The organism is Roseomonas indoligenes (genome assembly GCF_017813365.1).
Lineage (GTDB): Bacteria > Pseudomonadota > Alphaproteobacteria > Acetobacterales > Acetobacteraceae > Roseomonas > Roseomonas indoligenes.
This window is the reverse complement of the sequence record NZ_JAGIZA010000013.1, coordinates 97,217-121,324: the sequence shown is the minus strand read 5'-3', so window position 1 is coordinate 121,324 and position 24,108 is coordinate 97,217. Positions and strand designations below refer to the sequence as shown.

Here is a 24,108-nt window from a genome sequence, read left to right as displayed (position 1 = left end):
CATCGGCACTGCCCCGCAGCACGGACCGGGCCCAGGAAGCCTCCCTCAAGACACCCGATCCCCGCGTGGTAGGATCCGATGCGCGCCTACAGAACCGGCTGCCCACCCGTGACGGGGATCATGGCACCGGAGACGTAGCTTGCCTCGTCCGAGGCCAGCAGCACGTAAACGGGGGCGAGTTCAGCGGGCTGGCCGGGGCGCTTCATCGGGGTCTGCTGACCAAAGCTCTTCACCTTCTCCGCCGGCATGGTGGAGGGGATCAGGGGTGTCCAGATTGGGCCCGGCGCGACGCTGTTGGCGCGGATGCCCTTTTCCGCGAGAAGCTGGGCCAGGCCGGCGGTGAAGTTGGCGATGGCGCCCTTGGTGGTCGCATAGGCCAGCAACTGCGGCGTGGGCTTGTCCTCGTTGATCGAGGTGGTGTTGATGATGGAGCTGCCGGGCTTCATATGCTTCACCGCGGCCTTGGTGATGCGGAACATCGCGTAGATGTTCGTCTTGAAAGTGAGGTCCCACTCCTCGTCCGGGATCTCCTCGATGGACTCGAAGGTCCTCTGGTGCGCGGCGTTGTTCACCAGCACGTCGATGCGCCCGAACGCCTCTACCGCCTTCGCGACGATCGCCTCGCAATGCGCGCGCTCGGAGATATCGCCGGGAACCAGCACCGCCTTGCGGCCGGCTTCCTCCACCCAACGGGCGGTTTCCCGCGCGTCCTCATCCTCGTTCAGATAGGCGATCAGGACATCTGCTCCCTCGCGCGCGAAGGCGATCGCGACGGCACGGCCAGTCCCGCTGTCCGCACCGGTTATCAGGGCCGCCTTGCCCGCGAGGCGGCCTGATCCACGGTAGCTGCTCTCGCCGTGGTCTGGGCGCGGGCTCATCGCCTCGGTGGTTCCGGGGATGGGCTGCTGCTGCTCGGGCAAGGGCGGGGTCGGGTGGCTATCGGACATGATGGATGCTCCTTGGCCTTGAGCGGCCGGGCTTGTCAGGGCGTGGCTGAAGGAATTGCTGGAGGGCACGGGCGAGGAGCACCGCCGAGGTCCCCGACCGATCCAGCCCGGCTGGAACGAAGGGCGGAGCGCCAGATCGCCCGCTGGGTCCGAAGCCCATGCCATCGGTCGTGCCGATGGTTGGCGGAAACGTCCGGCATGCTCGAGCTGACCCCAACCCTCAGGCGACGTGGACAACCTACCCATGCTCGGTGCGAACCGAATTATCAGGCGATACCCATCGGCCCGGTAGTTGCGCGAGCGGGCAGCATTCCCGTTCTCCGGCCCGGCGCATCCTCGACGCAGGAGTGCAGTTAGTTGCTGGGGATCGGAGGCGCTCTGGGTCTATGCCGTGGCCGCGCTGGGTTTGTACGTCGTCATCGGCTCGCCATGGAGATGGACGCACTCGGGAAGAGGGGCATCACGACCAACGCGGGATGGCTCGGGCGCTGATGGAGAGATGCGAACCGGCAGCGCGGGGCGCCAGGGTCTGGGCCGATACGACCGTGGCGCGGGTTTTTGGGGCGGCTCGGACCCAAGCGGCCGACCTCGCTCTGCTACTCATCGGGATCGGCGTTGCGGTGACCGCCGCAGGGTGCAAGCCCGCCCGGCGAGCCGAGGTGCCAGTGCCGGGCGGCGGTCTCATGCGGGGCGATGGGCTGCAGAACAATCATCGTCCTGAGGCGATGCCGGACGGGTGCGAACCCCCGGCCTTAATCTAGGGTGATATTCAGCTCCTGCACCTTGCGCTTCCAGAAGGCGCTCTCCTCCCGGATCTCGGCGGCGAAGGCGGCACGCGGCGTCTCACCGACCACCTCCATGCCCTCCGTCCGCATCCGCTCGACGAAGCGCGGCTGGAGCATGGCGCGCTTGGCGGCCGCCTCGTAGCGGTCCAGTAGCTCCGACGGGGTGCCGGTCGGGGCGAAGAGACCGTTCCAGGCGTCGATCGTGATTCCGGGATAGCCAGCCTCGCGCAGGGTTGGCACGTCCGGCAACTGGGAGAGGCGCTTCGCGCCCGTCACGGCCAGTGCCCGCAGTCGACCCTCCCGGATCAACGGCAAAGCCGGCGTGACGGAACTGGCATTCAACTCCACCCGCCCGGCCATCGTGTCCATCAGGCTTGGCCCGGTGCCGCGATACGGGGCGTGCTCCATCCGGACCCCGATCGCCTCCGAGAGGAGGAGGGCGGCGAGGTGGTTGTTGCTGCCGATCCCGCTCGACGCATAGGTCAGGCTTCCCGGTGGGCGGGACTTTGCAAACGCCACGAACTGGGCCAGATCGGTCACACCCAATTCCGGCGGCACCACCATCACGTACTGGTAGGTGGCGAGCTGGGCGATCGGGGTCAGTGCAGCCGCCAGGTCGATCCGGTCGCCCCGCTGGAGGTGCGGGTTCACCACAAGCTGGGTATTGACCGCGAAAAGCAGGGTCTGACCGTCAGGTCGCGCCTGGGCCGCCGCGACGGCGCCAACGTGTCCCGCCGCCCCGCCGCGATTCTCGATGACGATGGTCTGGCCGCCCAGCTCCTGCCCGAACAAGGTCGCGAAGTCTCGCGCCACGGGGTCCGAGGCGCCGCCCGGGGCATAGGGGACGATCAGCGTGATGGGCCGTGCGCTGCTCTGCGCCCGGGCTGCGCCGGGTGTCACCGCCGCGGCCAGAAGCAGTGGCAAGCCAAGTGTCGTGCGCCGCCCCACCCGCCCGGCTGTTCCAGTCGCCGCCGCTTCCCTTGCGGTCTCGATCATACGCGTCCTCCCTTGCTTGTTCCCGTTCCGGCGGGGTTACAACAGCCTCACCACCCCTGCGGCGCTGTCACCCCGTAGTCCTGCGCCACCTGCAGCAGGTCGGCCCGGGTCTGCTCCGGCAGCACCAGCCCGTCCTTCTCATGCCGCTCCTCGTTCCTGGCCTCGATCTCGCCGGGGTAGAACACCTCCTCGAACCCTTCGGCGAGCGGCGTGCTCTTGATGCCCGCGATCATCTCCTCCATCCGCGCCTGGAAGCGGTCCACCGGGCCGAAGGCCTCGATGTTCAGCGCCATCACCATGTGGCCGCAGCGGCTGCGCTTCTCCGCCTGGTACGGCCCGTTCACCTCCGTCATGATGCCGCTGCCGGAGAGCACGCCGGACAGCACGTCCATCATCACCGTGATGGCATATCCCTTGTGCTCGGCCATCGGCAGGATCACTCCGCCCAGCGCCGCCATCGGATCGGTGGTGCGCCGCCCCTGGCCATCCATCGCCCAGCTCTCGGGGATGGGGATACCCTTCTGGCGGGCGAGGAAGATCTTGCCCCGCGCCACCACCGTATTGGCGATGTCCAGCATCATCGGCGCGTGCCGCCCGGCCGGTGCCGCGATGGACCAGGGATTGTTCCCCAGCCGCTTCTTCCGCCCGCCCCAGGGCGCCATGGCAGGGCTGCCATTGGTGGTCAGCACCCCGATGCAGCCCTGCGCCGCGGCCATCCGGGTGAACCAGCCCAAGGCGCCATGATGGTTGGAATCCCGAACGGAGACGATGCCGACGCCGTGGCGCCTGGCCCGGTCGATCGCGTCCTGCATGGCGCGGCGGGTGATCACCTGCCCCACGCCGTCCCGTCCGTCGATGACGGAGATGGCGCCCGCATCGACGATCACAGCCGGATCGGTCACGGGCTTCATTGTGCCCGCCCGGACCCGGGCGATGTACCAGGGGGCCCGCATCACCCCGTGGGAGGAATGCCCCCACATATCCGCCCGCACCAGCGTCTCGGCCACCAGGGCCGCGTCCTCATCGGGCAGCCCGGCCGCGGCATAGAGAGCGGCCACGAAGTCGCGCAGCGCTTCGTCGCGAATGGGGGTCATGGGCGTATCCGTCCTGCTTGGTGGGCTTCCTCGCCGCACGGCCTTGTCTCAGGCTGTCGGCCTGTCCCGGGAAGAAGAGGAGGGATCCTTCGCCAGGGCAATAGCCCCCGTTCTCGATCGGAGTCACCTGATGGTCTGCTATTGCCCGGCCCGAGGGGCGGTTCACCAGCCAGCAACGGTCCTTGGTCGGCGTTGAACATTGCGGCTGCACAGCCGCCGAACCTTCCCCCACGGATCATCGGGATGCGGGTCCCGGCCCGCAGCACCTCCACCGGCCGCGCCGCCCGTTCCGCTCTGCCGGAGGAGGAGGTAGTTGTGATCCCGAGTGACCCACGCGCGAGGTGCGGTCCGTGCAGATACTGACCGGGGTAGACGCGGTCATGGAGAGGGTGCGGAAGGCGCGGCGGGTGGGCTATGCGCTGACGCCGGAGGAACACATGCCCGGCGAGGTCGGCATCGCCGCACCGGTGCTGGACGTGGCGGGGCGACCGATCGCGGCGGTGCGGATGACCGCCTCCGCCGCCGGCTGGCCGCTGCCGGAGTTCACTCGCCTACTCGCTCTCGGGGCGATGGAAGCGCAGGGTTCTTGGACTGCAAGTGCCGCCCTTCTCAATCCGTGATGAACTTCCTGGCCCCGGTCTGGCATCACGACGAGCGGTCCAGGACTCCGGCCAGGTCGGCTCCCGTCCGGATCATCGCCACGGAAGATCGCGGCTGGTCGGACGAGAACCTGGAACCGCAGGCTCCTGCATGCAGCGTTCAAAGGTTCAAACCCGGCAAAACCCTGAAGCAGCCGGCCTACGCCTCGCAATGCAGCATTCGGAGGGCACGAGCCGCTTTGTGTTAAGGTGTCAACGAACAATGCCGTGCCAGTCTGCCCCTTCATCCGAGAAGGACAGCCATTATGGCCAGGTACTTCTTCGACAAGTTCAACAGCATAGAGCATGTCCGGGACGAAGTCGGGCTCGAGCTGCCGCATCGCGACGCGGCGCGCCAGACCTCCCAGGTCCTGCTGGCCGATATGCCGAGAGGCAAGTTTCCGGATGGCGCACGGCGTGAATTCGTCGTGGATGTGAGGGATGAGCTCGGGCTCTTGATCTATACATGCCGCCTTTCATTCGTCGGCCGGTGGTTGGACCATACGGTTCCGCCTCTCGGAAACCGAGCCGTGCCCGCAAGCGAATAATCCGTCCCCTGCCTGTCCCGGCTTTTCGCACCCCGTCAGCCGGATCAAGACATCTCCAGAATACGATTGATCTGGGCATAACCCTTGGGCAGCATTGTCCTTAGTATCATCCACGCGCCGGTAATGTGGCGAAGTATGGCGCTCATCGGTCGCCTATCCATGGCCTGCAACGCCCGCTCCCGGCCGAAGCCCTCGCGGCCGGCAACCGCCTCGCCAAGAGCGTTCTCAGGCACCATCTGCTGGACCCCTCCTGACCCGTTGTACCCTGCCGGCTTAGGCCTGCCGCCGCATCGGCAAGGCTTCCAGGCGCACGGTCTCCGTCCAGCGCTCCTGCCACTTAGCCAGACAGCCAGCGACCTCGTTCGGTAGCGCGAGCTGTTGGATCAGAACCAGCCCGACTTCGAAGAGTAGAGATCTGGGCAGATCCTTCGCATTGAACCGAGTAACCAGTTCGTCGAGCAGGGTATCCAGTCCCCACATCCGAGACCGCCGCACCTCTTGACCGACGCCGTTTGAGGAAACCGTGCGGTTCATCATACAGGATAAATAACCGAGTGGTTCAGTCGGATAATATAACATTTGTTACTGCTGCATTCGGCAGCCTCCAGGGACGCATTACAAGTAGGAGAATAACCCATGTGCGAGGCTGCTCCTGGCGAGGTCAGAGCACATCCCCTTGCTGCCGCACGCTCACCCTTTGCTGAGCCCGCCATTGGGCTGCTCTCCATCGTGCTGGCTGCAGGCGGCGCGCTAACGATAGTGCGGGTGGACATGCCAACCCAGCGAGCTGCCATCATCGCTGGCTTCGCCGGTTGGGCTGTGCCGATACATGCGATTGCGGTGCGGGTGGTGGGGCGGCTGGCGTGAAGGTGGCGGTTTGCCAGCATTTGGCCGAGAGCCGAATGGGCACTCTCGAAGAAGCGGAGGCCGAGCGCAGCCGTAACTGGCGAACCAGGGGATCGGCTGATCTCGGCCCAGGGCCTAGGCTCGGGAAAGCTCGGCGGCCAAATGCGCGACATCGGCAATAGCCGCGTTCTGGGCGTCTAAGCTCGCGGTCGAGCCGGTGATGAAGGCTGTGACGACCATAGGCCTGCGACCCGGCGGCCAGAGAACACCGACATCGTTCGCCGTGCCATGATCGTTCGTGCCGGTTTTCTGCCCGACCTGCCACCCCGTCGGCACCCCGGCACGCAGGCGTGCCCCGCCGGTCTGACCAGCGACAAGCCATGCCGTGAACTGCGCTCGGGAAGCGGGTGATAGAGTCTCGCCCAAGACGAGACGGTTCAGCGTCGCCGCCATTGCGAGAGGGCTCGTCGTGTCGCGGGGATCGCCGGGCAGTGCCTCATTCAGGGTTGGCTCGGTGCGGTCCAGTCGGGTGACGTCGTCGCCAATCGAGCGAAGCCAGGCCGTCAGGCCTGCAGGGCCCGCAAGGACCTCAAGCATCAGGTTAGCCGCCGTGTTGTCGCTGAGTGCGACGGCGCCCGCGCAGATCTCGGCCAGCGTCATGCCCTCTGCCCCCGCATGCGCCTTCGTGGCCGGGGAGTAGGTGAGCACCGCGTTGGCTGGAAAGCGGATGCGTCGGTCCAGATGCTCCTCGCCCTTGTCCACCTTCGCCAGGATGGCGGCAGCGCTGAGCGCCTTGTGGGTGCTGCACATCGGGAAGCGCTCATCCCCGCGGTGCTCAACCGTAACGCCTGTCTCCGTGTCGAGGATCCCCACGCCGAGACGGCCGCCGCAGCGCGCTTCGATCCCGGCTAACCGATGCCGCAGCGCGTCAGGATCGGACTCGGCCCTCAGGCCCGCCGCTCGCGCGTACCGGGCCATCGGCCCTGCCGCGAGCGTCGTGCCAAGCCCCAAACTGAACTGTCTTCTCGTGGCCATGGTTCTCCGTCCCCTTTAGCGCGCCGGGACCATCCTTCCAACATATCGGGCCCGCGAACGATGATCCCTTTCCTGCGATCCTGGAACTCCTTCGTGAACGCCGGAAGCGATGTCAGCCGCTTGCGGGAAAGCTCGGTGGTCGATGTTCGGAAATTCCGCGAGCAGCTTCGGTCACCGCCGATGTGACGTCGCGCCGGATCGGCCGGACGCGCTTTTGTGGGAAGTCAGCCCCACCAGCCGCGCCGCTTCCGCCAGGCTCAACCCGCCCAACGCCCGCGCCACCGCCAGCATCCGCGTTGGTGTTCGCCGGTCCCGCTCCCGGCGAGCTCATCGACGAAGCTCGGCAGCACTCGCCAGGTCCGCCCGGATCTCCACTACCGATCCCGATAGGCCAAGTCGGAAGCGAATCAGCATCTCCGCCCAGGTGGAGATCACGCCGGGGATAACTCATCCGCTCAGCGGCATCAGACGCAACATGTCCGCGCCGTCAGATCGCGCCGTGCGACCAGCCGGCGGTCGCACTCTCGCCAGTTCTGCGACCGGTCCCACCGACGCACCCGGCGGCAAACCAGCCCATCTTCGACCATCGCACCCATCCCGGCCAATGGTGACAGCATCGCCAGCAGGCACGCCATGTCGGTCCCGCGACCATCTGCTGCGTCGCAGCAACGCAGTGAACGCGATGACTTGGCAAGCCGTCGCAGGAGTTCGTGCTGCCCCCGGCGATTGACACTCTCGCTCGTCCGTGCAGCAGTTCGGAACCGAATGCGGTGGCAGGATTTTGGATGCCAGATCCGGGCTGACCACCGCCAAGAAGTGGACATAATCCATGGACTCCACGTCCCCCCCGGCTGCAACCCGCCGAGACCTCCTCACACGCATCGGTCTCGCTGCAGGCGGTGCCGCGATGTACCAGGCGATGACCGCCCTCGGTGTCTCGGCCGCTTCCACCTACACCGGTCCCATCCGGCTCGACGGCGATCCGAAGGGCGCATCCGTCCTCATTCTCGGGGCCGGGGTCGCGGGCATGGTCGCCGCGATGGAGCTGCGCAAGGCCGGTTACCGCGTCCAAGTGCTGGAATACCGGGAGAAGGCCGGCGGCCGCGCCTGGACCCTTCGCGGCGGCGACCGCTACACCGAACTCGGCGGCGCGACGCAGGAGATCCGCTTCGACGAGGGCCAGTACTTCAACCCAGGCCCCTGGCGCATCCCCTATAACCACCAGGGCATCCTGGACTATGCCCACCGGCTGAACGTCGCTCTGGAGCCCTTCATCCAGGTCAATCACAACGCGATGGTCCACGGCACCCGCGCTTTCGGCGGCAGGCCGAAGCGCTACCGCGAGGTCATGTCCGATTACCACGGCGGGATCGCGGAGCTTCTTGCCAAATCCACCCGGCAGGGAAAGCTGGACGGGATGGTCACGAAGGAGGATGGCGAGATCCTCATCGAATCCCTCCGATCCTTCGGGGCCCTGGACCGCGACCTGAACTACACGAAGAACGTGCTGACCTCCGATCGCCGCGGCTTCGAGAAGGATCCGGGCGGCGGGCTGAACGCGCGCCCCGTGCCGTCGGAGCCGATGTCGCTGAAAGACGTCCTCGCCTCCCGCGGTTGGGCCTACCTCGCCTCGGGCGCGCTCTACGAGTTCCAGATGACGATGTTCCAGCCCGTCGGCGGCATGGACATGATCGCGCAGGCCATGGCGCGAGAGTGCGGCGACATGATCCAGTACAACCGCAAAGTCGTAGGCATCCAACAGGATGAGCGCGGCGTGACCGTCGCCTTCGAGGAGACGGGGCGCCCGGGCCAGGTGCAGCAGGCGCGCGCCGACTACTGCCTGGCCACCATCCCCCTCTCCATCCTCAGCCAGCTCGAGATGAACGTCAGCGGCCCGATGGCGGCCGCCATCCAGGCCGTGCCCTACGCGGCCTCCGTGAAGGTCGGTCTGCAGATGAAGCGCCGCTTCTGGGAGCAGGATGAGCACATCTATGCCGGCATCTCCTACACCGACCTACCGATCCGCATGATCCAGTACCCGGCCCATGGCTACGGCTCGCGCGGCAAGGGCGTCCTCCTCGGCGCCTATGCCTTCGGCCCTTATGCCTACGAGTTCACCGCCCTGCCGCCGGAGGAACGTGTCCGGCGCGCGGTGGAATGGGGCGCCCAGATCCACCCGCAATATCGGGAGGAGTTCGACACGGGCGCCTCCGTGGGCTGGCACCGCGTGCCCTGGGCGCTCGGCTGCAACGGGATGTGGACGGACGCGACGCGCGCGGAGCACTACGACAACCTCTGCGCCCTCGATAACCGCATCCTGCTGGCCGGCGAGCACGCCTCCTACATTCCCGCCTGGCAGGAGGGCGCGGTTCTCTCCGCCCTCGACGCCGTCTCCCGCCTCCATCGCCGCGTGGTGTCCGCATGAACCGCGTAACGCTCACGGTCGTTGCGGCCGCCCTCCTCGCGCTCCCGGCCATCGCGCAGCAGCCGCAGTCGCAACAGGCCCCGGCCGCTGCAGGGGCACCGGCCAGCGCGCAGCAGCGGAACGACGGCGCGGCTTCGGACAGCCACGGCTTCGTCTCCGCCACCCGCTTCGGCCAGCGCGACGGCGCCTCCCTCTACGCCGCAACCTGCGCCGGCTGCCACATGCCCGATGGCCGCGGCGCGGCCGGTGCCGGCCGCTATCCCGCGCTGGCAGGCAACCCGACGCTGGAAGCCGCCGCCTACCCTGCGAGCATCGTCCTCAATGGCCTTCGGGGCATGCCGGGCTTCGCGAACCAGATGGACGATGCGCAGGTCGCGGCGGTGGTGAACTATGTCCGGACCAATCTCGGCAACCGCTTCACCGCGGACCCTGCGACCCCCGACGACGTGAAGGCCCTCCGCCAATGATCCGCGCGCTCACCCTCGCCGCAATCCTTTCTGCCGCGACCCTGCCTGCCGTGGCGCAGGAGGTCACGCGCCACCGCACCCCCGGATCCAACTTCCCCATCGCCATGGCGGTGGAGGTGCCCGCCGGCCGCACGCAGGTCCTCGTCAGCGGCATGGTGCCCGCCGTGGCAAACGCGGACGCTCCGCGCAACTCCGTCCTCTCCTTCGGCGACACTCGCGCGCAGACGAAATCCGTCCTCGACCGCATCGAGGCCGCGCTGCGTTCCATCGGCCTTGGCCTGGGCGACGTCGTCCGCATGCAGGTCTTCCTTGTCGGCGATCCCGACAAGGGCGGCCGCATGGACTTTGATGGCTTCATGGCGGCCTATACGGAGCGCTACGGCACCCCGGCCCAGCCCAACCTTCCGGCCCGCTCCGTCATGCAGGTGGCGGGGCTGGTCAACCCCGGCTGGCTTGTCGAGATTGAGGTCACGGCCGTCCGTCCCTGAGATCGCGGTCGGGCGCGGGGGCAAGATCGGCCGAATTCAGCCAGTCCCTCGCGCTGAACCGGTGCGGCGGGCTTCGGACCTTCTTCCCACATCCTGACGTCGTGCCGGCGCTGCACCACCCGGCGCGGCCCGGAGCGCCAGCAGCACCCGCCGGCAGAGGCAAATTCATTCGAGGTCGAAGCGACGTGCTGAGGCTCCGGAAGCCGGGCGAGCGCGGCCCGCAACGCTACTGCCGGATTTTCCCCGCCGGATCCGGCTGGGCTGCGGGCCAAGGGGCGAGCGCGGCCGGCGTGTCGGAGGGCGGGGAAATGAGCAGCGCGCAGGCGTAGGGCAGCAGCGCGAGGATGAGGAGAGCGACGGCGATGCGGCCCCACCGCCGTCGTCTCGGTGAAGCGGCGGAACGGACCCGCTGCGCAGGACGGACCGCGCCCGCCGGTCCCGCAGGGGAGGTTGGAGGCGTGTTGCGGCGCGTCTCTCTTCTCTCCGGGGAACGGCCGGAAGCGGGGGAGGGGCGTCGCGTGGGCACGGAGCGCTGCGGCTCGGGCAGGGGATTGCCGCCCGGCACGAAGTGGAGGTGTTGCCGGGCGACCGACACGCGAAGGGTCCGGCCCCAGGCGAAATCCAGCCGGTCACCTTCCATCCCGTCCGCGAAGACCACCCCGCCTTCGTTCATGCGGGAGACGATGAGGAGAGAGTCCTCGCCCTCCAGACGTCCGCTCACGAGTCCGGTGCCGGTGGCCCTGCTCGGCCAGGGCTCGCGGACCAGGAACATCGCCGCCGGCTCGTCGGGGCGCAGATCGACGGTCACCCCCGTCGCCCGGCCGATGGAGAGGGCCCAGCCCGTCGCGCCCGTGCCGCTGGCGACGATGAGGCCGGAGGAGGACTGTGCCTCCTGGCGCCCCCCATGGCTCAGGCTGTAGCGGGCGGATTGATGGCTGGCATGGCCGACGAACACCTCGTTCAGCGCCAGCAGGACCTGGCCGTCATCCAGTTCGGCCCGGATCATCGTGCGACGTTCCGTGCGCAGGGTCCCGGCCGCGGCCGCCGGCAGCATCGCGGCGGCCGCGGCGGCGGTGTGCGGAACGAGGACGCCCGCGTTGCGTGCGGGGTCGGCGTTCACCCCGATCACAGGCTGGCCGGAAAGGTACTTGGCAACATTCGCCACCAGCCCGTCCTGGCCGACCGCGACCACCACGTCCTCCGGCCCGAAAAGGAAGCGGTCCAACTCCGCGCGGCGCACGGCGGCGATGCGCCAGCCCTTCGGCACGGCCGCGCGGATCTCGGCGAGCAGGGCGGTGACGTGCTCCCGCTGGGCGTCCAGCCCTTCCAGGCTCTGCGATCGCCGGCGCAGGAAGGCGTCGGCCTGTCCGCGCGTGGCGTGGCGGGCCAGCAGGCCCTCGTACTCGGTCTCGCGCGTGACGAGGACGAGCCTGGGGGCGAGGGCGCCGCTCACCGCCCCGTCGAGACGTCCCTGGGCGCGTCGCCCCGCGCTGCGGCGGGCGGCACATCGCGGCCACGCAGCACGCCGTTCAGCGCGGCCGTGAGATCGGGCGTGACGTTGAGCGTCTCGATCTTCGTCAGCTTCTCGGCAAAGGCGCGGAGCACGAGGGACTGCAGCACGGCAGGGTCGGTGTCGCGCAGCAGGGCCAGGCGCTCGCCTTCCGCGGCGTTGCGGGCTGCCTCCACCACTCGGATGCGCGCCGCCTCGGCCTCGGAGCCGATGCGCCCTGCCTCGGCCCGGCCCTCGGCCTGCCGGCGGGCGTTCTCATCCTCCTGCGCGATGAGGGCGGCCTGGCGCCGGGCGAGCTCGACCCTGGTGGAGAGCTCGTTCTCGGCGATGGCGCGCTCCTTCTCCACGGCCTGGGCGCGGCGGGTAAAGGCGGCCTCGTCGGCCAGCCCCTGCGCGCGCTCGAAGGTCGGCGTCTCCAGCGCGCGCGCCAGCTCCGCGCTCGGGCTGAGGCCGGCGATGCGGACCGTGACCACCGAAAGGCCCATCTCGCGCAGCCGGGGGTCGGCCGTGAGCGACGCGGCGATCCCGTCCTGCAGCGGCGCCGCACCCTCCACCAGGAGGTCGTTCACCGGGCGGTGCTCGACGTAGCGCGCGGCCTGATACTGGGCGAGGCCGATGAGGAGGCTCGCGATACGGTCCAGCGGGTCGGTGCGGAGGCGCCCGGTGCGAAGGTCGATGGTGAAGTCCACGCGGGAGGCCAGCGCCTCGGGCTCCGCCGCGCGCCAGGTGATCGTGCCCTGCACCGTGACGACCTGGTAGTCGCGCGAGCGCGCCTGGAAGACGAAATCGGTGTCGCGGTCATCGGCCGGAACCTCGGCGATGCTCGTGCGGTCCGGGCGGAACCAGAAGGCCAGGCCGCGGCCGGAGCGGACGCGCTGGCCGCGCCGGAAGGTGATGACGTGGCTCGACGCCTCGCTGCGGAGGTGGCGGTACGCGAAGAACCAGGTGATCTCGGCCATGCCCGGGCATGGTGAACCGGGGGGAGGGGGGCGGCAACCCCTTGGGGTAGATCAGCCGCTCACGGTCGCGGCGGAGATGCCCGGTCTGGGCGACACCGCCCGGGTCTATCACCCCTCGGTTTCCTATGGCCGGCGCCGGGTCAGGCAGGAACTTGAGCACGGGGAAATGCCGCCGGTCGACAGCAGGCCTGGATCAGAGGGATCACTTCATCAGCTCGGCGGTATCAGGCCGGAGCCGGCTAGCCGATTTCCGGGATCGCGGTGTCATCCCGCGTCAGCTCAACAGCGTGCAAGAGGATGCTAGGCCCGCATCAGGATATAGACCGACCATTCTAGAACAGTTAAACTATTTCGATGGTCAGGACAGCCCGCTACTCGGAAGAGCATTTCATCGACGCCGCCACTGCCCTGGTGGCCGAAGGTGGTCCCGGCGCCGCAACCATGCAGGCCATTGCTCGGCGGGTCGGCGCCCCGACGGGCTCAATCTACCATCGCTTCGAGTCTCGGTCGGCGATCCTTGCCGCTGCATGGAACGCCAGCTACGGCTCGCTGGCGGGGGTACTGGTCCCGCTTCTGCAGGCCGGAAGCCCGCGCGAGGCCGCGCTGGCTCTGCTGCCCTGGGCAGAGGAGGACCGGCAACGTGCCCGCTTCCTCCTGCAGCACGAGCCTGTCACCCTGTTCGAGGACGCACCTCCACCGGAACGTCTCCGGCAGGAGATGGAGAAGCTGGAGAGTGAAATGGATGGGGCGTTCCGCACCTGCATTGCGCAGGTCGGTGCCGGCGCCAGCCCGGAAGAAGACCTCGCGCGTGCCAAGTTCCTGATCTTTGACGCGCCGATCGCCATCATCCGTCCGCACCTGCTGGCAAAAGGCGCCATTCCGACCTTCGCCGGGCAGATGATCGCCGAGCTGCACGCGGCAGTGCCGCTCGCCCATGCGGGCAAGCGCGGCGCTGGGATGCGGGCGGCCTAAATCCCTGTCCCACAGATTCCTTCAGAGCCGATATGACCGACACAGTCGACGACCGACGCATCGAGCTGCATGCGCCCGAGGATTTTATCGGCATGCGCGCCGCGGGGAGGCTCGCTGCGGAGACGCTCGACATGATCACGGCGCATGTTCGCGAGGGCATCAGCACGGCGGAACTGGACCGGCTCTGCCACGCGTACATCGTGGAGCGCGGCGGCATCCCGGCCTCGCTGGGCTACCAGGGCTACACCCACGCGACCTGCATCTCCCTGAACCATGTCGTTTGTCACGGCATTCCCGGAGACCGGGCGCTGGTGGAAGGGGATATCCTCAACATCGACCTCGCCGTCATCCTCAACGGGTGGCATGGGGACAGCAGCCGCATGTACCCGGTCGGGAAGATCAGCACTCGCGCAATGCGGCTGATTGAGGTGGCCTACGAGGCGATGATGCGCGGCATCGCCGTCGTGCGTCCTGGGGCCACCCTGGGCGACATCGGCTTCGCGATCCAGAGCCATGTCGAGGCCGCGCGGTTCGCAGTGGTGCGGGATTTCTGCGGCCACGGGCTCGGCCGCACCTATCATGCCGCGCCAAACGTCCTCAATTACGGCCAGAGGGGTAAAGGCCCGGAGCTTCGCCCTGGTATGTTCCTGACAGTGGAGCCGATGGTCAACGCAGGCCGGCCCGAGGTGAAGATCCTGGGCGATGGCTGGACCGCCGTGGCCCGCGACCGCAGTCTTTCCGCGCAATTCGAGCACAGCGTCGGGGTTACCGAGAGCGGCTGCGAGATCTTCACACTCTCGCCCGCTGGTTTCACCCGGCCGCCCTACACCAGGGAATAGCCGGCGCCTGCACTTCGGAGCCCATCGCCAGACCGCTCAAGGCACGGCACGGGTCTGCACTCGCCAGGCGCCGTCCCGAAAGCGGCCGTTGCCCTGACGGCCAAACTCTGCCGCGGGAGGGGAGGTGGAATACGGTGCTGTACCGGTTCCTTGCCAGCCGCGAGCTGCGCAGAGCCGCGAGGACCTTTCAACAGCTCGCTGGCTACACCAGGGATCTAGCCCTGGCTTAGGCGTCTCCACTCATCGCCACCATCCCAAGCTGTTACGCCATGCAGGCGCCTCACGACTCAAGCTTGCGCCGCAGGCGTGATACCGTTCGCGGCTCCCACAGCGCTACTCCACGCTGATGCGGGCCTCTCGCACCACCCGGCCCCACTTCTCGCGCTCGGTCTCCAGGAAGGCTGCCAGTGCCTCGGGCGTGGAGGCCTCGCCATCAACGCCGGCACCGGAGAGGCGCAGCTGCACCGCGGGCGTTGCCAGCGCCTCCACCACGGCCCGGTTCAGACCGGCGATGACCGGCGCCGGCGTGCCGCCCGGTGCCATGACGCAGCCCCAGCTGGTGGCCACGGCTCCTGGGAACCCCGCCTCGCCGATGGACGGGACATCAGGGATCAGCGGGTGCCGGCGCGGGCCTGTGGCCGCCAAGGCTTTGACCTGGCCATCGCGAATCTGCCCGACCGCGCCAGCGATCTGGATCGCCATCATCTGGATCGTGCCCGCCATCAGGTCGTTGATCGCCGCCCCGCTGCCGCGATAGGGCACGTGCTGCATGTCGACCCCGGCCTGGAGCCGGAACAACTCCGCTGCCGTGTGCGTCGAGGCGCCGTGACCCGAGCTGCCGAAGGAGAGCTGGCCGGGCCGTGCCTTCGCGTAGGACACGAACTCCTGCAGGGTGCGGACCGGCAGGCTGTTCGGCACCACGATGACCAGGTCGCTCGTATACGCCATCGAGACCGGCGCCAGATCCTTCGCGGGGTCGAAAGGCATGGCACGATAGATATGCGGATTGGTGGTCAACAGACCGGTGACGCCCATCAGGATCGTATGGCCGTCCGGCGCGGCGCGCACCACCATCTCGCCGCCAATATTCCCTCCGGAGCCGCCCCGGTTCTCGACAACCACTGGCTGGCCGAGGATCGGCCCCATGCGCTCCGCGATGACGCGCGCTGCGACATCGGTGCTACCGCCTGCGACAAAGGGGACAACGAAGCGTATGGGGCGGCTGGGCTCCCAACTCTGGGCTAGTGCCACGCCAGGGAGCAGTGTCAGTCCTCCGGCAGCGAGCAGAGAGCGGCGAGAGCGCATACACGTTTCCTCCTTTATCGCTGAGGAGGTTAGCACGGAGTGCCGAGACTCACTCCGTACGGCGATCCCGGCCCTGGATCGTGATGAGAACGGCCCCCCTCCGCCAGAGGACCTTGGAGCTTGAGGGCGAAGCGGTATGTTGAAAGGCCGATCGCCCAAATCCCAATCTCCGGAGACGAACGCCTCTCCGGAGAGGGAAAACGTCGCTCGTCACCCACAGCGGCCGTGGGCGCGTCAAAGGCCCTAAAGCATCAGAAGCAGCGCGACGGGGAAAGGCGACAGCGCGACGGCGGCAGCCGCCCGCGGCGTAAAGGCCAGGAGGAGGGCCAGCAGCAGGGCGGCGGCTGTGAGCAGCCCGGCCCAGAGAAGGATGCCGAGCACCGGGCCCGCCCCCAGCACAGACACGAGGAGGGAAATGACGAGCAGTAGCCACCCCGCGCCCCGGAAGAGGGACCCGCGCATAGGTGGAACCCGACGAGTGCCGAAGACCTGTTCGTGGTGCCGTTCCATCGCGAGGCACAGCCCCGTGAAGCCAGCATAGGCCAAGGCCAGCGCCAGGGTCGTCATTCCGCCGCTTGCCCGTGCCGCATGGTGGGCGGCACGGCCGGTGCCGCCCCATGCGCCATCTTCCGCACCTTCCGGGCCGGCAAATCCTGGCGGCGAGCGAGGAGGATCGCCGCGCCCCCGAGGAGAGCACCGAGCGCCGCCACGATCAGGTCCAGCCCGGCCAACCGCCACTCCCCAGCCGGCAGAGTGACGCCGAGGTGCCAAGGGCTCGTCAGGGCGTTCAACACCGGCAGGCCGAGCCCGAGCAGGCCGGCGAGGGCGAACTGCTCCACCCAGCCGCGCCGGCCGCCCAGGCGCAGGGCGGCGTGCAGGAGCAGGGTGCCCCAAACCATGAAGAAGCCGTTCACCTCCCAATCAGCCCGCCCGGCGAGGCCGGCAGGAAGAAGGCGGTTGAGGCAGAGAAAGGCGGCCATGGCAGCGGGAAGGCCGGCGATGGTCGCAAGGTTCAACACCTCCACAAGCCCCAGCCCGAAGCCGATGCGGCCAGCCTTGGCCGCCGCCTGCCGTTCCTTCACCGCCCAGAGGACCAAACCGGTGCCGACCATCGCTGTGCCGGCGAGGGCGGAGAGGAAGAACAGCGCCCGCAGCACCGGCCCAGCGAAACGCCCGAGGTGCAGGCCGTACATCGTGCCGTGCGTTGCCGCCGCGCCGCTTGTCATGCCCTCGCGCGCGATCAGGGCACCGGTGACGCCATCGAAGATCACGGCGTCGCGCTGGTTCGAGAGCCGCCCTTCCGGCCCGCGCAGCACCTCCACCCGCGCCGCGGCATCACCGGGGTGGGAGACGGCGATGCGCCCGGCCGGAGCCCCGCCCCAGATCCGCGAGGCCTCCGCCAGCAACGGATCCACGGGCACCAGCGGCGCCGGCCTCCCCGAGGGGCGCCCGGCGGCCGCGCGCCCGAAGACCTCGTTGCTGAAGCCGCGCGGATCGCCGGGGTAGGCCACCTGCATGCCCCAGGGCATGAGCATCAGCATCAGCGTGACCAGCCCGGTGAAGGTGATCATCGCGTGGTAGGGCAGCGCGAGGGTCGCGACCGCCGCATGCGCGTCGATCCAGGAGCGCTGGCCCTTGCGCGGGCGGAAGGTGAAAAAGTCCGCGAAGATGCGCTTGTGCGTGACGATGCCGCTGATGATCGCGACCAGCATCATCATGGCGCAGAAGCTGACGATCCAGCGTCCCCAGAGCGGGCTCATGTAGTGGAGCTGGAAATGCAGCCGGAAGAAGAACTCGCCGCCCCGCGTTTCCCGCCCCGCCACCAGCTCGCCCGTCGCCGGATCCAGGATCGCCTCCCGGAAGCCGCGGCGGCCGGCCCCGCTCTCGCGCCAGTAGGCGTTGCCCAGCGTCTCCCGCCCGTCCGGCAGCAGCAGGGTGAAGCCGCCGGGCGCCATCCGGGCCAGCGCGTCCACCATGGGCTGGGCAGATGGCGTCGGCGGGCCGGCGCGGTACGCCTCGGACCGCATCCAGGCGGTGATCTCCGGGCGGAAGTAGCTGGCCGTGCCGGTCAGGAAGACGGCGAAGAGAATCCAGCCCGCCAGCAGGCCGGACCAGGTGTGCAGCCAAGCCATGGACTGCCGGAAGCCGGTCTTCACGGCAGGATCCTCCCTGTAGCCTGCCACTGCCCGAGCAGAGCCATGGCCGCGAGCGGCAGCGCGGCAACGAGCAGCCCGCCCCAAGCCCGCGCCGCGCTCCGCGCAGCAAAGACCCAGATCGCCGAGGCGGCGTGGACGGCCACCCCCGCCATCATCCCCGTCAGCACCGCATCCGCCCGCGCCATGGGCAGCGTGACGGCGAGCGCCACGGAGGAGAGCGTGGCCAGGGCGTAGCCGCCAAGGACTGCCGCGGCCACCCGCACGGCGATGCCGACGGCGCGCCACCGGCCACCGCTCTCGTTGATTCCGCGCACGCGGAGCGCCACCCCGACTGTCATGCCGAGGCCTCTAGCGCAGCACGCACGAGCGAACGATGGGAATCTCGGGGCCGGCAAAGCGCGCGACGGCGAGCTCTGCTGGCCGGTTCGAATGGGATACAGGAAGTGGAATCCGAGTGGGCTCGGCATCCCTGTCCAGGCGTGCCGATGACGTTTTGCCGCACGCACCTGAATAGCGGCGCAGTCCGGTTTCGACAGAGACCGTCTGTGCCATGACTAGCCCGATGAACCGACCGGCTCTCCCGCACCTGCCCTTCTCCATCCGCCTGCGACGCCGCCAACTCGCGCCATTTGCCGCTGCCCTGGCCCTGCCGGCCCTGGCGCGGGCGCAGGGACCCGTGCCCATCCCGAGGACGACCCAGCACGACCTGGAGTCCCGCGGCGGGCACCCCTTCCGTGTCTTCCTCCACGTTCCCGCGGGCGAGCCGCCGCGTGAGGGCTGGCCGATGATCACCGTGCTCGACGCCAATGCCGTGATGGGCATGGTGGTGGACACGATCCGCGTGCTCGCCTTCCTGCCGCGCGAGGCCGGGATCCGCTCCGCCGCTGTGGTGGCGGGCATCGGGTACAGGACGGATGGCCCCTACGATCTCGTTCGCCGCAGCTTCGACCTTACGCCGCCGCCAGGGCGGGAGATGCCGCCCGCGGATAGCCGCCCCGGCGCACGGACGGGTGGGGCGGACGAGCTGCTCGACTTCATCGAGGAAACGGTGAAGCCGCTGGCCGCGCAATCGGCACCGGTCGATCCGTCGCGCCATGCGGTCCTCGGTCATTCCTTCGGCGGGCTCTTCGCCTTGCACGCCCTGTTCACCCGGCCAGGCACCTTCCGGGATCATGTGGCGGGCAGCCCGGCCATCTGGTGGGAGGAGAATGCGGTCCTGCAATCGGCGGAGCGCTTCATCGCGCGCCCGGACCGCCCGGCGCCGCTGCGCCTGCTGATGACGGTGGGCGCCTACGAGCAGGGCCTCGCGCCCTGGCACGATCCGGCCTGGCGTCCCCGGATGGAGATGATGCGTATGGTAGACGGGGCGCGGGAACTGGCGGATCGGCTGCGGCCCCTGCCGGGGCTGGAACTGGGCTTCGAGGTGCTGCCGGATGACGGGCACATGTCCGCATTCCCCGTGGCTGTGCAGCGCGGGCTCCGCTTCATTCTGGCGCGCTGATCGCGGCACGGCTTCACCCCCGTTCCTCGCTGTCTGCCCGCTCCGGGGAAAGGAAGAAGGAACTCGCCCTTTCCCCGGACGCATCATCGCCCGGTCCTCAGAAGTCGAAGGAGGCCGACACGATGACGGTACGCGGCGACCCCACGGTCACGAAGGTGCCGGTGGTGAGCCAGTAATCCGCCCCGAAGGCATTCTCGAGGTTGGCTCGCAGCGTGACCGGCTTGCTGGCGATCTCCGTCCTGTAACGGGCGCCGAAATCGACCCGGGTCCAGCCGTCGAACCGCAGGGTGTTGGCGCTGGTGAGGTAGGAACCCGATGTGTAGATCAGGCGCCCGTTGAGGGCGAGGCCAGGCACCCACGGCACATCCCAGTCGAGCGAGCCCGAGAAGGTCTTGTCCGGCACGCCCGGGGCGTCGTTGCCGCGCTCCGCGGGGTTGGTGGGGCTGGTCAGCTCGGGCTTGATGAAGGTTGCGCTGGCCAGGGCGCGAAGGCCGGGCGTGACCTCGCCAAAGGCCGAGAGCTCCAGACCCCGGTTCCGCTGCTCGCCGTCATAGGCTAGGTTGTTGGCCGCGGTGCGGACGGCGCTCGGGCGGGTGATCTGGAAGACCGAGGCGGTGGTGGTGACGCTGCCCCAGTCCACCCGAACGCCCGTCTCGATCTGTTCTGACTTGAAGGGTGCGAGGACCTCGCCGGTGTTGTTGTAGCCGGCGCCGACGATCTGGCCGCGGGTCAGGCCCTGGGCGTAGTTCGCGTAGAGGGAGACGTTCTGCCAGGGCTTCACGACAAGGCCACCGACGGGCGTTGTCGCGTTGGCGTCGTACTGGCTCGTCCGCGCCTGGGTTGCCGTGTTGTAGGTGTTGACCTGCACGTTCTGGAATCGCACGCCGCCGGTCAGCAGCACGCGGTCGTTGAGGAAGGAGAGCGTGTCGGCCAGGGCGAAGCTCGAGAACTCCGTTATGGACGCGCGCTGCGGGTCGGTGCGCGGGGCGGTGATGGGCGGAAGCGGCGACGGGTTGTAGATGTTGGATGGGTAGGTGATGGCGGAGGTGATGTAGGCGTTGCCCGCATCCTGCCGAAGCCCCGAATAGCCGATGTTGAAGCTGTGGCCGACGCCGAGCAGGTTGGCCCGGAAATTCGCGCCGACCGTTCCGCTGAAGGTCTTGGTATAGGAATCGTAGTCGGCGTTGGTGACCCTGAAATTGCCGAGGGCGTCGGCGCCGCCCGGGCGAGAATCGGGGAAGGTCTGTTCGTTCCAGCCGTCACGGTAGCCGACCGCCCCATAGACGGTCATCCAATCCGCCACGTCGTACTCGGCCCGGGTGGCAATCGTGCTGTCCTGCTGGCGAAGGCGGGTGCCGGGGAACCAGTTGCTGCGGGAGTCCGGGGGAGAGGGGATGTAGGGGATCGCGGTCGAGAGGGTGAGCTGGGGGCGGAAGTTCCTGGTGTCGTCGCGCTGGAAGATGCCATCCACGGACCAGCGGAACCGATCCCCACGGTAATCCAGCCCCAGCGCGGCGAGGCCGCTGCGCAGGTTGCCGTCCTCGATCGAGGCCTCGCCGTCGCGGTACAGCCCGTTGAAGCGCACGCCCCACTCGCTCTGCGCGCCGTAGCGCCTGGCGATATCGGCCTGGATGCCGAAGTTGCCGTTGCTGATGAAGACCGGGGTCAGGCGGGTCAGCGGGTCGTCGCCGGCCCGCTTGGTGATGATGTTGATGGCGCCACCGATACTGCCGCCAGGCGCAATGCCGTTGATGAGCGCGCCCGGGCCGCGGAGGAGCTCGATCCGCTCGATGTACTGTGCCTGGGCGCGGTTGGATGAGAGCAGCCCGTAGAGCCCGTTCAGGCCGACATCCTGGGCTCCCACCTGGAACCCGCGGACGGAGAAGGTATCGTCGAAGCCGTTGGCGCCGGTGGTCAGGCGGACGGAGGAATCATTGACCAGCGTGTCCGCCGCCGTGCGCGCCTGCTGGTCCTCGATGACCTGGGAAGTGAAGCTGCTGGTGCTGAAGGGTGAGTCCATCAGGTCCCTGGTGCCCAGCAGCCCGAGCGAGCCGCCGCGCGCCACCTGTCCGCCCGCATAGGGGGGCGGCAGGGTCCCGGCACCCGACACGGCGGTGCCGGTGACGTCCACTGTCGGCACGGCAATAGCGCCGGAGGTGGTGCCGGTCGCGGATTCAGCGCCAGTCCCTGTTCCCTGCTGAGCCTGGGCCGTTGAGGCTAGGGCGAGTCCGCACGCCACCATTGCACCTGCGAAGGACTTGACGTTCGCAGCGCGGCCCGAGGCCCTCTCACGATCTTCGGAAGTATCGGCGGAACCGGACATGCACGGGTGGTAGGCTCCACTCACAGGGGCCTCTCCTTCTCGAAGTCGACTTGAACGGCGCCTTAATTGCGAATGGCTCTCAACGTCAATTGGCCCTGGGCCCGGTTCGGGCGTGTTCCCTGGTCCGGGCTGTCCTTTGAGAACCACTGTGGCTTGCAAATCACTCGCAGTGCCACGGACGCACCTCGTGACCGGAGAGACGGGACCGGAGCTGGCTTACTCCTTGGGAAAGGACCTATGGCACTGACAGACCGGCGGTACTGGACCGACGGAGGATCAGATCAAGCGCCTCGTGCAGCACGCGCTGACGAGCCTTCCGGATAAGGCAACCTTCTTACAATCTTGGGGGAGCGACCGTCCGACATGCAGCGCTGCCTTCCCCCGATAATTGGGCGGGAGGCAATGCCATCCCCCCAGCCTGCATGCCTCTATGACTGCGCCGATCCTTGCGGCCCCGGAGGTGGTGTCGCCTCCTCCGCATCCGGGTCGCGGCCCTGCTGGCGATCGAGCGACCGCATGATGGGTGTGACGGTGAGCCCGTGCAGCAGGACCGACATGAGAACGATAAGGCCTACAAGGCCCCAGAGGCGTTCGGCGCCCGCCACCTGCATGTGGTTCAGCCCGTAGGCGAGGTAGTAGAAGGAACCGACACCCCGGATGCCGAAGAAGGCCAGGGTCAGCTTCTCGCTCCGGTCGGCGCGAAAGCCGATCAGGCCGATGAGGCCCGTCACTGGCCGGATGACGAGCAGGACCACGGCAGCGATCCCCACATCGGCCCAAGTCACGGGGGCCAGCAGGCCACTCACCAGTGCACCGCCGAAAAGCAGAAGCAGCACCATCATGGCGATGCGCTCGATCTGCTCGGTCACCGCGTGCATCTGAAGCTGGAAGTCGTGCTCGCGGTGCGCGTGTCGGAAGGCGACGGCGGTGACAAAGACGGCCAGGAAGCCGTAGCTGTGAATGATCTCGGTCAGCCCATAGGAGACGAGCGTGGCGGAGAGGGCGATCAGCCCGTCGCCGGTTTTGGCCAGCTTGGTCTCCGCCGGAACATGGAAGGTGAGCCACCCGAAGGCGCGGCCGATCAGCCAGCCGGCCCCGACGCCAGCACCGATCTCCCACAGGACGCGGTAGGTGAACCACTCGGCGAACCAGGGCTCGCCGGTGCCGGCAACCGCAGCAAGGCCGATCGCGAGATGGACGAAGGGGAAAGCCAGCCCGTCATTCAGGCCGGCCTCCGAAGTCAGGCCGAACCGCACCTCGTCTTCCTCGCCGGTCTTGGGCGGGCCCACCTGGACGTCGGCGGCGAGGACGGGATCGGTCGGGGCGAGGCTGGCCGCGAGCAGGAGAGCAACCACCCAGGGCAGCCCCAACCCCCATCCCAGCAGAAGGGCAATGGCGGCAATGCCGAGCGGCATGGTTATCCCGAGCAGCCGCCACGTCACGGCCCATCGTCGCCAGTCGAAGATGCGGTCGAGCTTCAGGCCGGCGCCCATCAACGCGATGATCACCACGAACTCGGTGAAGCGCTCGGTGACCTCCGGGTGATTGAGGGGTAGCGGCCTGATCGTCACCTGCGGCAGGGAGAAGAGGGCGGCCCCGAGCGCGATGCAGACGATCGGCAAGGAGAGCGGCAGGCGCTTGAGGACCAGGGGCAGCCAGGCGACGAGAGCGACAAGGATCCCGAAGCCGGTGAGCGCGAGGATATAGGGGTCGGGGAGCACGTTGCTGGCCGTCATGCGTCCGTACTGAGGAGAGGTAAGGAGGGATGGCGTAACGGGGCAGGTGACACGGCTAGGGCACCACCCACGATCGGCACGACCTTGGCTCATAGGTTAACGCGGGGTGAGGAGAAAAGTTGGACCGCCCGAGGTGGGGGAGCGCCAACTCCGGGCGACGACCGCAAAAGAAGGAGAAACGATTACAATGTCCTAAACCTTGTGGACCAAATCGCCCAAATCCCAGGCTTCGGAGAAAAATCGCGCTCCGGAGAGAAAGCGGCGCGGATTTTGCCTTTGAAGTATCGAGGTGCGCGCCGCAAATCAGGGACGCATACGGAACAGTGCGATACCAATCTACCCAGGGAAAAGTTCGCCTGGAGAAGATTGGAGCAGCGGTGAGAACTGGGTGCGAATGTTCTGCAGGTAATCGCCTGCTTCATAACGGCTGAGGGGAGGTGAACGGCGGCGGCTCTGCGCAGTTGAGAATTCTTCGACCTGGACGGGCCGCAGCTGACGTCTCGCCCGCGATCACGAGGCCCCCATCAGGTCCGCCGTC

At 68.2% G+C, this 24,108-nt stretch carries 22 protein-coding genes; 8 read left to right on the top strand and 14 right to left on the bottom strand.

Annotated features, from left to right (window positions below; translation table 11 throughout):
* Window positions 1-86 precede the first annotated feature (86 nt).
* The 3 genes from J5Y10_RS19530 to J5Y10_RS19520 all read right to left on the bottom strand — a co-directional run bounded on the left by J5Y10_RS19530 (window position 87) and on the right by J5Y10_RS19520 (window position 3,822).
* Entirely contained in the window at window positions 87-947 is an 861-nt protein-coding gene (locus tag J5Y10_RS19530; protein ID WP_209375780.1) for an SDR family oxidoreductase, read from the bottom strand.
* Between the two features lie 752 nt (window positions 948-1,699).
* Window positions 1,700-2,656 (bottom strand): Bug family tripartite tricarboxylate transporter substrate binding protein, encoded by a 957-nt coding sequence (locus J5Y10_RS19525; protein WP_209375779.1) that lies wholly within the window; start codon window positions 2,654-2,656, stop codon window positions 1,700-1,702.
* Window positions 2,657-2,775: 119 nt separating this feature from the next.
* Window positions 2,776-3,822: an Ldh family oxidoreductase gene (locus J5Y10_RS19520; protein ID WP_209375778.1), complete on the bottom strand. Its 1,047-nt coding sequence runs from the start codon at window positions 3,820-3,822 to the stop codon at window positions 2,776-2,778.
* 350 nt (window positions 3,823-4,172) lie between these two features.
* Here J5Y10_RS19520 and J5Y10_RS19515 point away from each other — a divergent pair, with 350 nt between their 5' ends.
* Complete coding sequence (locus J5Y10_RS19515) at window positions 4,173-4,442, top strand: IclR family transcriptional regulator domain-containing protein (protein WP_209375777.1); 270 nt, start codon at window positions 4,173-4,175, stop codon at window positions 4,440-4,442.
* 284 nt (window positions 4,443-4,726) lie between these two features.
* Window positions 4,727-5,008, top strand: a complete 282-nt coding sequence (locus tag J5Y10_RS19510; protein WP_209375776.1) for a DUF6894 family protein — start codon at window positions 4,727-4,729, stop codon at window positions 5,006-5,008.
* Window positions 5,009-5,052: 44 nt separating this feature from the next.
* On the opposite strand, the gene J5Y10_RS19505 is transcribed toward J5Y10_RS19510, so the two are convergent.
* From J5Y10_RS19505 to bla, 3 genes are all read right to left on the bottom strand, one after another.
* Window positions 5,053-5,244, bottom strand: a complete 192-nt coding sequence (locus tag J5Y10_RS19505; protein WP_209375775.1) for a hypothetical protein — start codon at window positions 5,242-5,244, stop codon at window positions 5,053-5,055.
* 37 nt (window positions 5,245-5,281) lie between these two features.
* The gene (locus J5Y10_RS19500; RefSeq protein WP_209375774.1) at window positions 5,282-5,545 is read right to left on the bottom strand and encodes a hypothetical protein; all 264 of its coding nucleotides are present in this window, start codon (window positions 5,543-5,545) and stop codon (window positions 5,282-5,284) included.
* 444 nt (window positions 5,546-5,989) lie between these two features.
* Window positions 5,990-6,889, bottom strand: coding sequence for a class A beta-lactamase (gene bla / locus J5Y10_RS19495; protein ID WP_209375773.1), 900 nt, complete (start codon window positions 6,887-6,889; stop codon window positions 5,990-5,992).
* Window positions 6,890-7,796: 907 nt separating this feature from the next.
* Between bla and J5Y10_RS19490 the strand changes: the two genes are divergently transcribed.
* From J5Y10_RS19490 to J5Y10_RS19480, 3 genes are read left to right on the top strand one after another with little or no spacing between them, the layout of a single operon-like run.
* The gene (locus J5Y10_RS19490; RefSeq protein WP_245214880.1) at window positions 7,797-9,314 is read left to right on the top strand and encodes a flavin monoamine oxidase family protein; all 1,518 of its coding nucleotides are present in this window, start codon (window positions 7,797-7,799) and stop codon (window positions 9,312-9,314) included.
* Complete coding sequence (locus tag J5Y10_RS19485; RefSeq protein WP_209375771.1) at window positions 9,311-9,781, top strand: c-type cytochrome; 471 nt, start codon at window positions 9,311-9,313, stop codon at window positions 9,779-9,781. Before J5Y10_RS19490 ends, J5Y10_RS19485 begins: the two co-directional genes overlap by 4 nt.
* Window positions 9,778-10,269 carry a RidA family protein gene (locus J5Y10_RS19480; RefSeq protein WP_209375770.1) on the top strand — a complete coding sequence of 164 codons (492 nt, stop codon included), beginning with the start codon at window positions 9,778-9,780 and terminating at the stop codon, window positions 10,267-10,269. Before J5Y10_RS19485 ends, J5Y10_RS19480 begins: the two co-directional genes overlap by 4 nt.
* Before the next feature lie 226 nt (window positions 10,270-10,495).
* Here J5Y10_RS19480 and J5Y10_RS19475 read toward each other — a convergent pair whose 3' ends face one another.
* Entirely contained in the window at window positions 10,496-11,722 is a 1,227-nt protein-coding gene (locus J5Y10_RS19475) for a diacylglycerol kinase catalytic domain-containing protein (RefSeq protein ID WP_209375769.1), read from the bottom strand.
* On the bottom strand, window positions 11,719-12,738 hold the full coding sequence (locus J5Y10_RS19470) for an SPFH domain-containing protein (RefSeq protein ID WP_209375768.1): 1,020 nt from the start codon (window positions 12,736-12,738) through the stop codon (window positions 11,719-11,721). The genes J5Y10_RS19475 and J5Y10_RS19470 overlap by 4 nt, the downstream gene beginning before the upstream one ends.
* 354 nt (window positions 12,739-13,092) lie before the next feature.
* On the opposite strand from J5Y10_RS19470, the gene J5Y10_RS19465 reads away from it, so the two are divergent.
* Window positions 13,093-13,710 carry a TetR/AcrR family transcriptional regulator gene (locus J5Y10_RS19465; RefSeq protein ID WP_209375767.1) on the top strand — a complete coding sequence of 206 codons (618 nt, stop codon included), beginning with the start codon at window positions 13,093-13,095 and terminating at the stop codon, window positions 13,708-13,710.
* A gap of 32 nt (window positions 13,711-13,742) precedes the next feature.
* Window positions 13,743-14,549, top strand: a complete 807-nt coding sequence (map, locus tag J5Y10_RS19460) for a type I methionyl aminopeptidase (protein ID WP_209375766.1) — start codon at window positions 13,743-13,745, stop codon at window positions 14,547-14,549.
* A gap of 333 nt (window positions 14,550-14,882) precedes the next feature.
* Here the strand turns inward: map and J5Y10_RS19455 are convergent, their stop codons facing one another.
* The 4 genes from J5Y10_RS19455 to J5Y10_RS19440 all read right to left on the bottom strand — a co-directional run bounded on the left by J5Y10_RS19455 (window position 14,883) and on the right by J5Y10_RS19440 (window position 18,348).
* Entirely contained in the window at window positions 14,883-15,854 is a 972-nt protein-coding gene (locus J5Y10_RS19455; RefSeq protein WP_209375765.1) for a Bug family tripartite tricarboxylate transporter substrate binding protein, read from the bottom strand.
* A gap of 243 nt (window positions 15,855-16,097) precedes the next feature.
* Window positions 16,098-16,421, bottom strand: coding sequence for a DUF3325 domain-containing protein (locus tag J5Y10_RS19450; RefSeq protein ID WP_209375764.1), 324 nt, complete (start codon window positions 16,419-16,421; stop codon window positions 16,098-16,100).
* Window positions 16,418-18,010: a PepSY-associated TM helix domain-containing protein gene (locus J5Y10_RS19445; RefSeq protein WP_209375763.1), complete on the bottom strand. Its 1,593-nt coding sequence runs from the start codon at window positions 18,008-18,010 to the stop codon at window positions 16,418-16,420. Before J5Y10_RS19445 ends, J5Y10_RS19450 begins: the two co-directional genes overlap by 4 nt.
* Complete coding sequence (locus J5Y10_RS19440) at window positions 18,007-18,348, bottom strand: DUF3649 domain-containing protein (protein ID WP_209375762.1); 342 nt, start codon at window positions 18,346-18,348, stop codon at window positions 18,007-18,009. Before J5Y10_RS19440 ends, J5Y10_RS19445 begins: the two co-directional genes overlap by 4 nt.
* A gap of 224 nt (window positions 18,349-18,572) precedes the next feature.
* Between J5Y10_RS19440 and J5Y10_RS19435 the strand changes: the two genes are divergently transcribed.
* Window positions 18,573-19,511 (top strand): alpha/beta hydrolase, encoded by a 939-nt coding sequence (locus J5Y10_RS19435; protein WP_209375761.1) that lies wholly within the window; start codon window positions 18,573-18,575, stop codon window positions 19,509-19,511.
* 97 nt (window positions 19,512-19,608) lie between these two features.
* Here the strand turns inward: J5Y10_RS19435 and J5Y10_RS19430 are convergent, their stop codons facing one another.
* Entirely contained in the window at window positions 19,609-21,651 is a 2,043-nt protein-coding gene (locus tag J5Y10_RS19430) for a TonB-dependent receptor (protein ID WP_342452970.1), read from the bottom strand.
* Between the two features lie 611 nt (window positions 21,652-22,262).
* Window positions 22,263-23,570 (bottom strand): cation:proton antiporter, encoded by a 1,308-nt coding sequence (locus J5Y10_RS19425; protein WP_209375759.1) that lies wholly within the window; start codon window positions 23,568-23,570, stop codon window positions 22,263-22,265.
* Between the last annotated feature and the right edge of the window lie 538 nt (window positions 23,571-24,108).

Bases quoted from the DNA above. Each gene is read 5' to 3' on its own strand.
- J5Y10_RS19455 (WP_209375765.1), bottom strand. From the start codon at position 15,854: ATGCGCTCTCGCCGCTCTCTGCTCGCTGCCGGAGGACTGACACTGCTC.
- J5Y10_RS19510 (WP_209375776.1), top strand. From the start codon at position 4,727: ATGGCCAGGTACTTCTTCGACAAGTTCAACAGCATAGAGCATGTCCGG.
- J5Y10_RS19505 (WP_209375775.1), bottom strand. From the start codon at position 5,244: ATGGTGCCTGAGAACGCTCTTGGCGAGGCGGTTGCCGGCCGCGAGGGC.
- J5Y10_RS19450 (WP_209375764.1), bottom strand. From the start codon at position 16,421: ATGACGACCCTGGCGCTGGCCTTGGCCTATGCTGGCTTCACGGGGCTG.
- J5Y10_RS19490 (WP_245214880.1), top strand. From the start codon at position 7,797: ATGTACCAGGCGATGACCGCCCTCGGTGTCTCGGCCGCTTCCACCTAC.
- J5Y10_RS19485 (WP_209375771.1), top strand. From the start codon at position 9,311: ATGAACCGCGTAACGCTCACGGTCGTTGCGGCCGCCCTCCTCGCGCTC.
- bla (WP_209375773.1), bottom strand. From the start codon at position 6,889: ATGGCCACGAGAAGACAGTTCAGTTTGGGGCTTGGCACGACGCTCGCG.
- J5Y10_RS19500 (WP_209375774.1), bottom strand. From the start codon at position 5,545: ATGATGAACCGCACGGTTTCCTCAAACGGCGTCGGTCAAGAGGTGCGG.
- J5Y10_RS19520 (WP_209375778.1), bottom strand. From the start codon at position 3,822: ATGACCCCCATTCGCGACGAAGCGCTGCGCGACTTCGTGGCCGCTCTC.
- J5Y10_RS19465 (WP_209375767.1), top strand. From the start codon at position 13,093: ATGGTCAGGACAGCCCGCTACTCGGAAGAGCATTTCATCGACGCCGCC.
- J5Y10_RS19480 (WP_209375770.1), top strand. From the start codon at position 9,778: ATGATCCGCGCGCTCACCCTCGCCGCAATCCTTTCTGCCGCGACCCTG.
- J5Y10_RS19425 (WP_209375759.1), bottom strand. From the start codon at position 23,570: ATGACGGCCAGCAACGTGCTCCCCGACCCCTATATCCTCGCGCTCACC.
- J5Y10_RS19435 (WP_209375761.1), top strand. From the start codon at position 18,573: ATGAACCGACCGGCTCTCCCGCACCTGCCCTTCTCCATCCGCCTGCGA.
- J5Y10_RS19440 (WP_209375762.1), bottom strand. From the start codon at position 18,348: ATGACAGTCGGGGTGGCGCTCCGCGTGCGCGGAATCAACGAGAGCGGT.
- J5Y10_RS19470 (WP_209375768.1), bottom strand. From the start codon at position 12,738: ATGGCCGAGATCACCTGGTTCTTCGCGTACCGCCACCTCCGCAGCGAG.
- J5Y10_RS19530 (WP_209375780.1), bottom strand. From the start codon at position 947: ATGTCCGATAGCCACCCGACCCCGCCCTTGCCCGAGCAGCAGCAGCCC.
- map (WP_209375766.1), top strand. From the start codon at position 13,743: ATGACCGACACAGTCGACGACCGACGCATCGAGCTGCATGCGCCCGAG.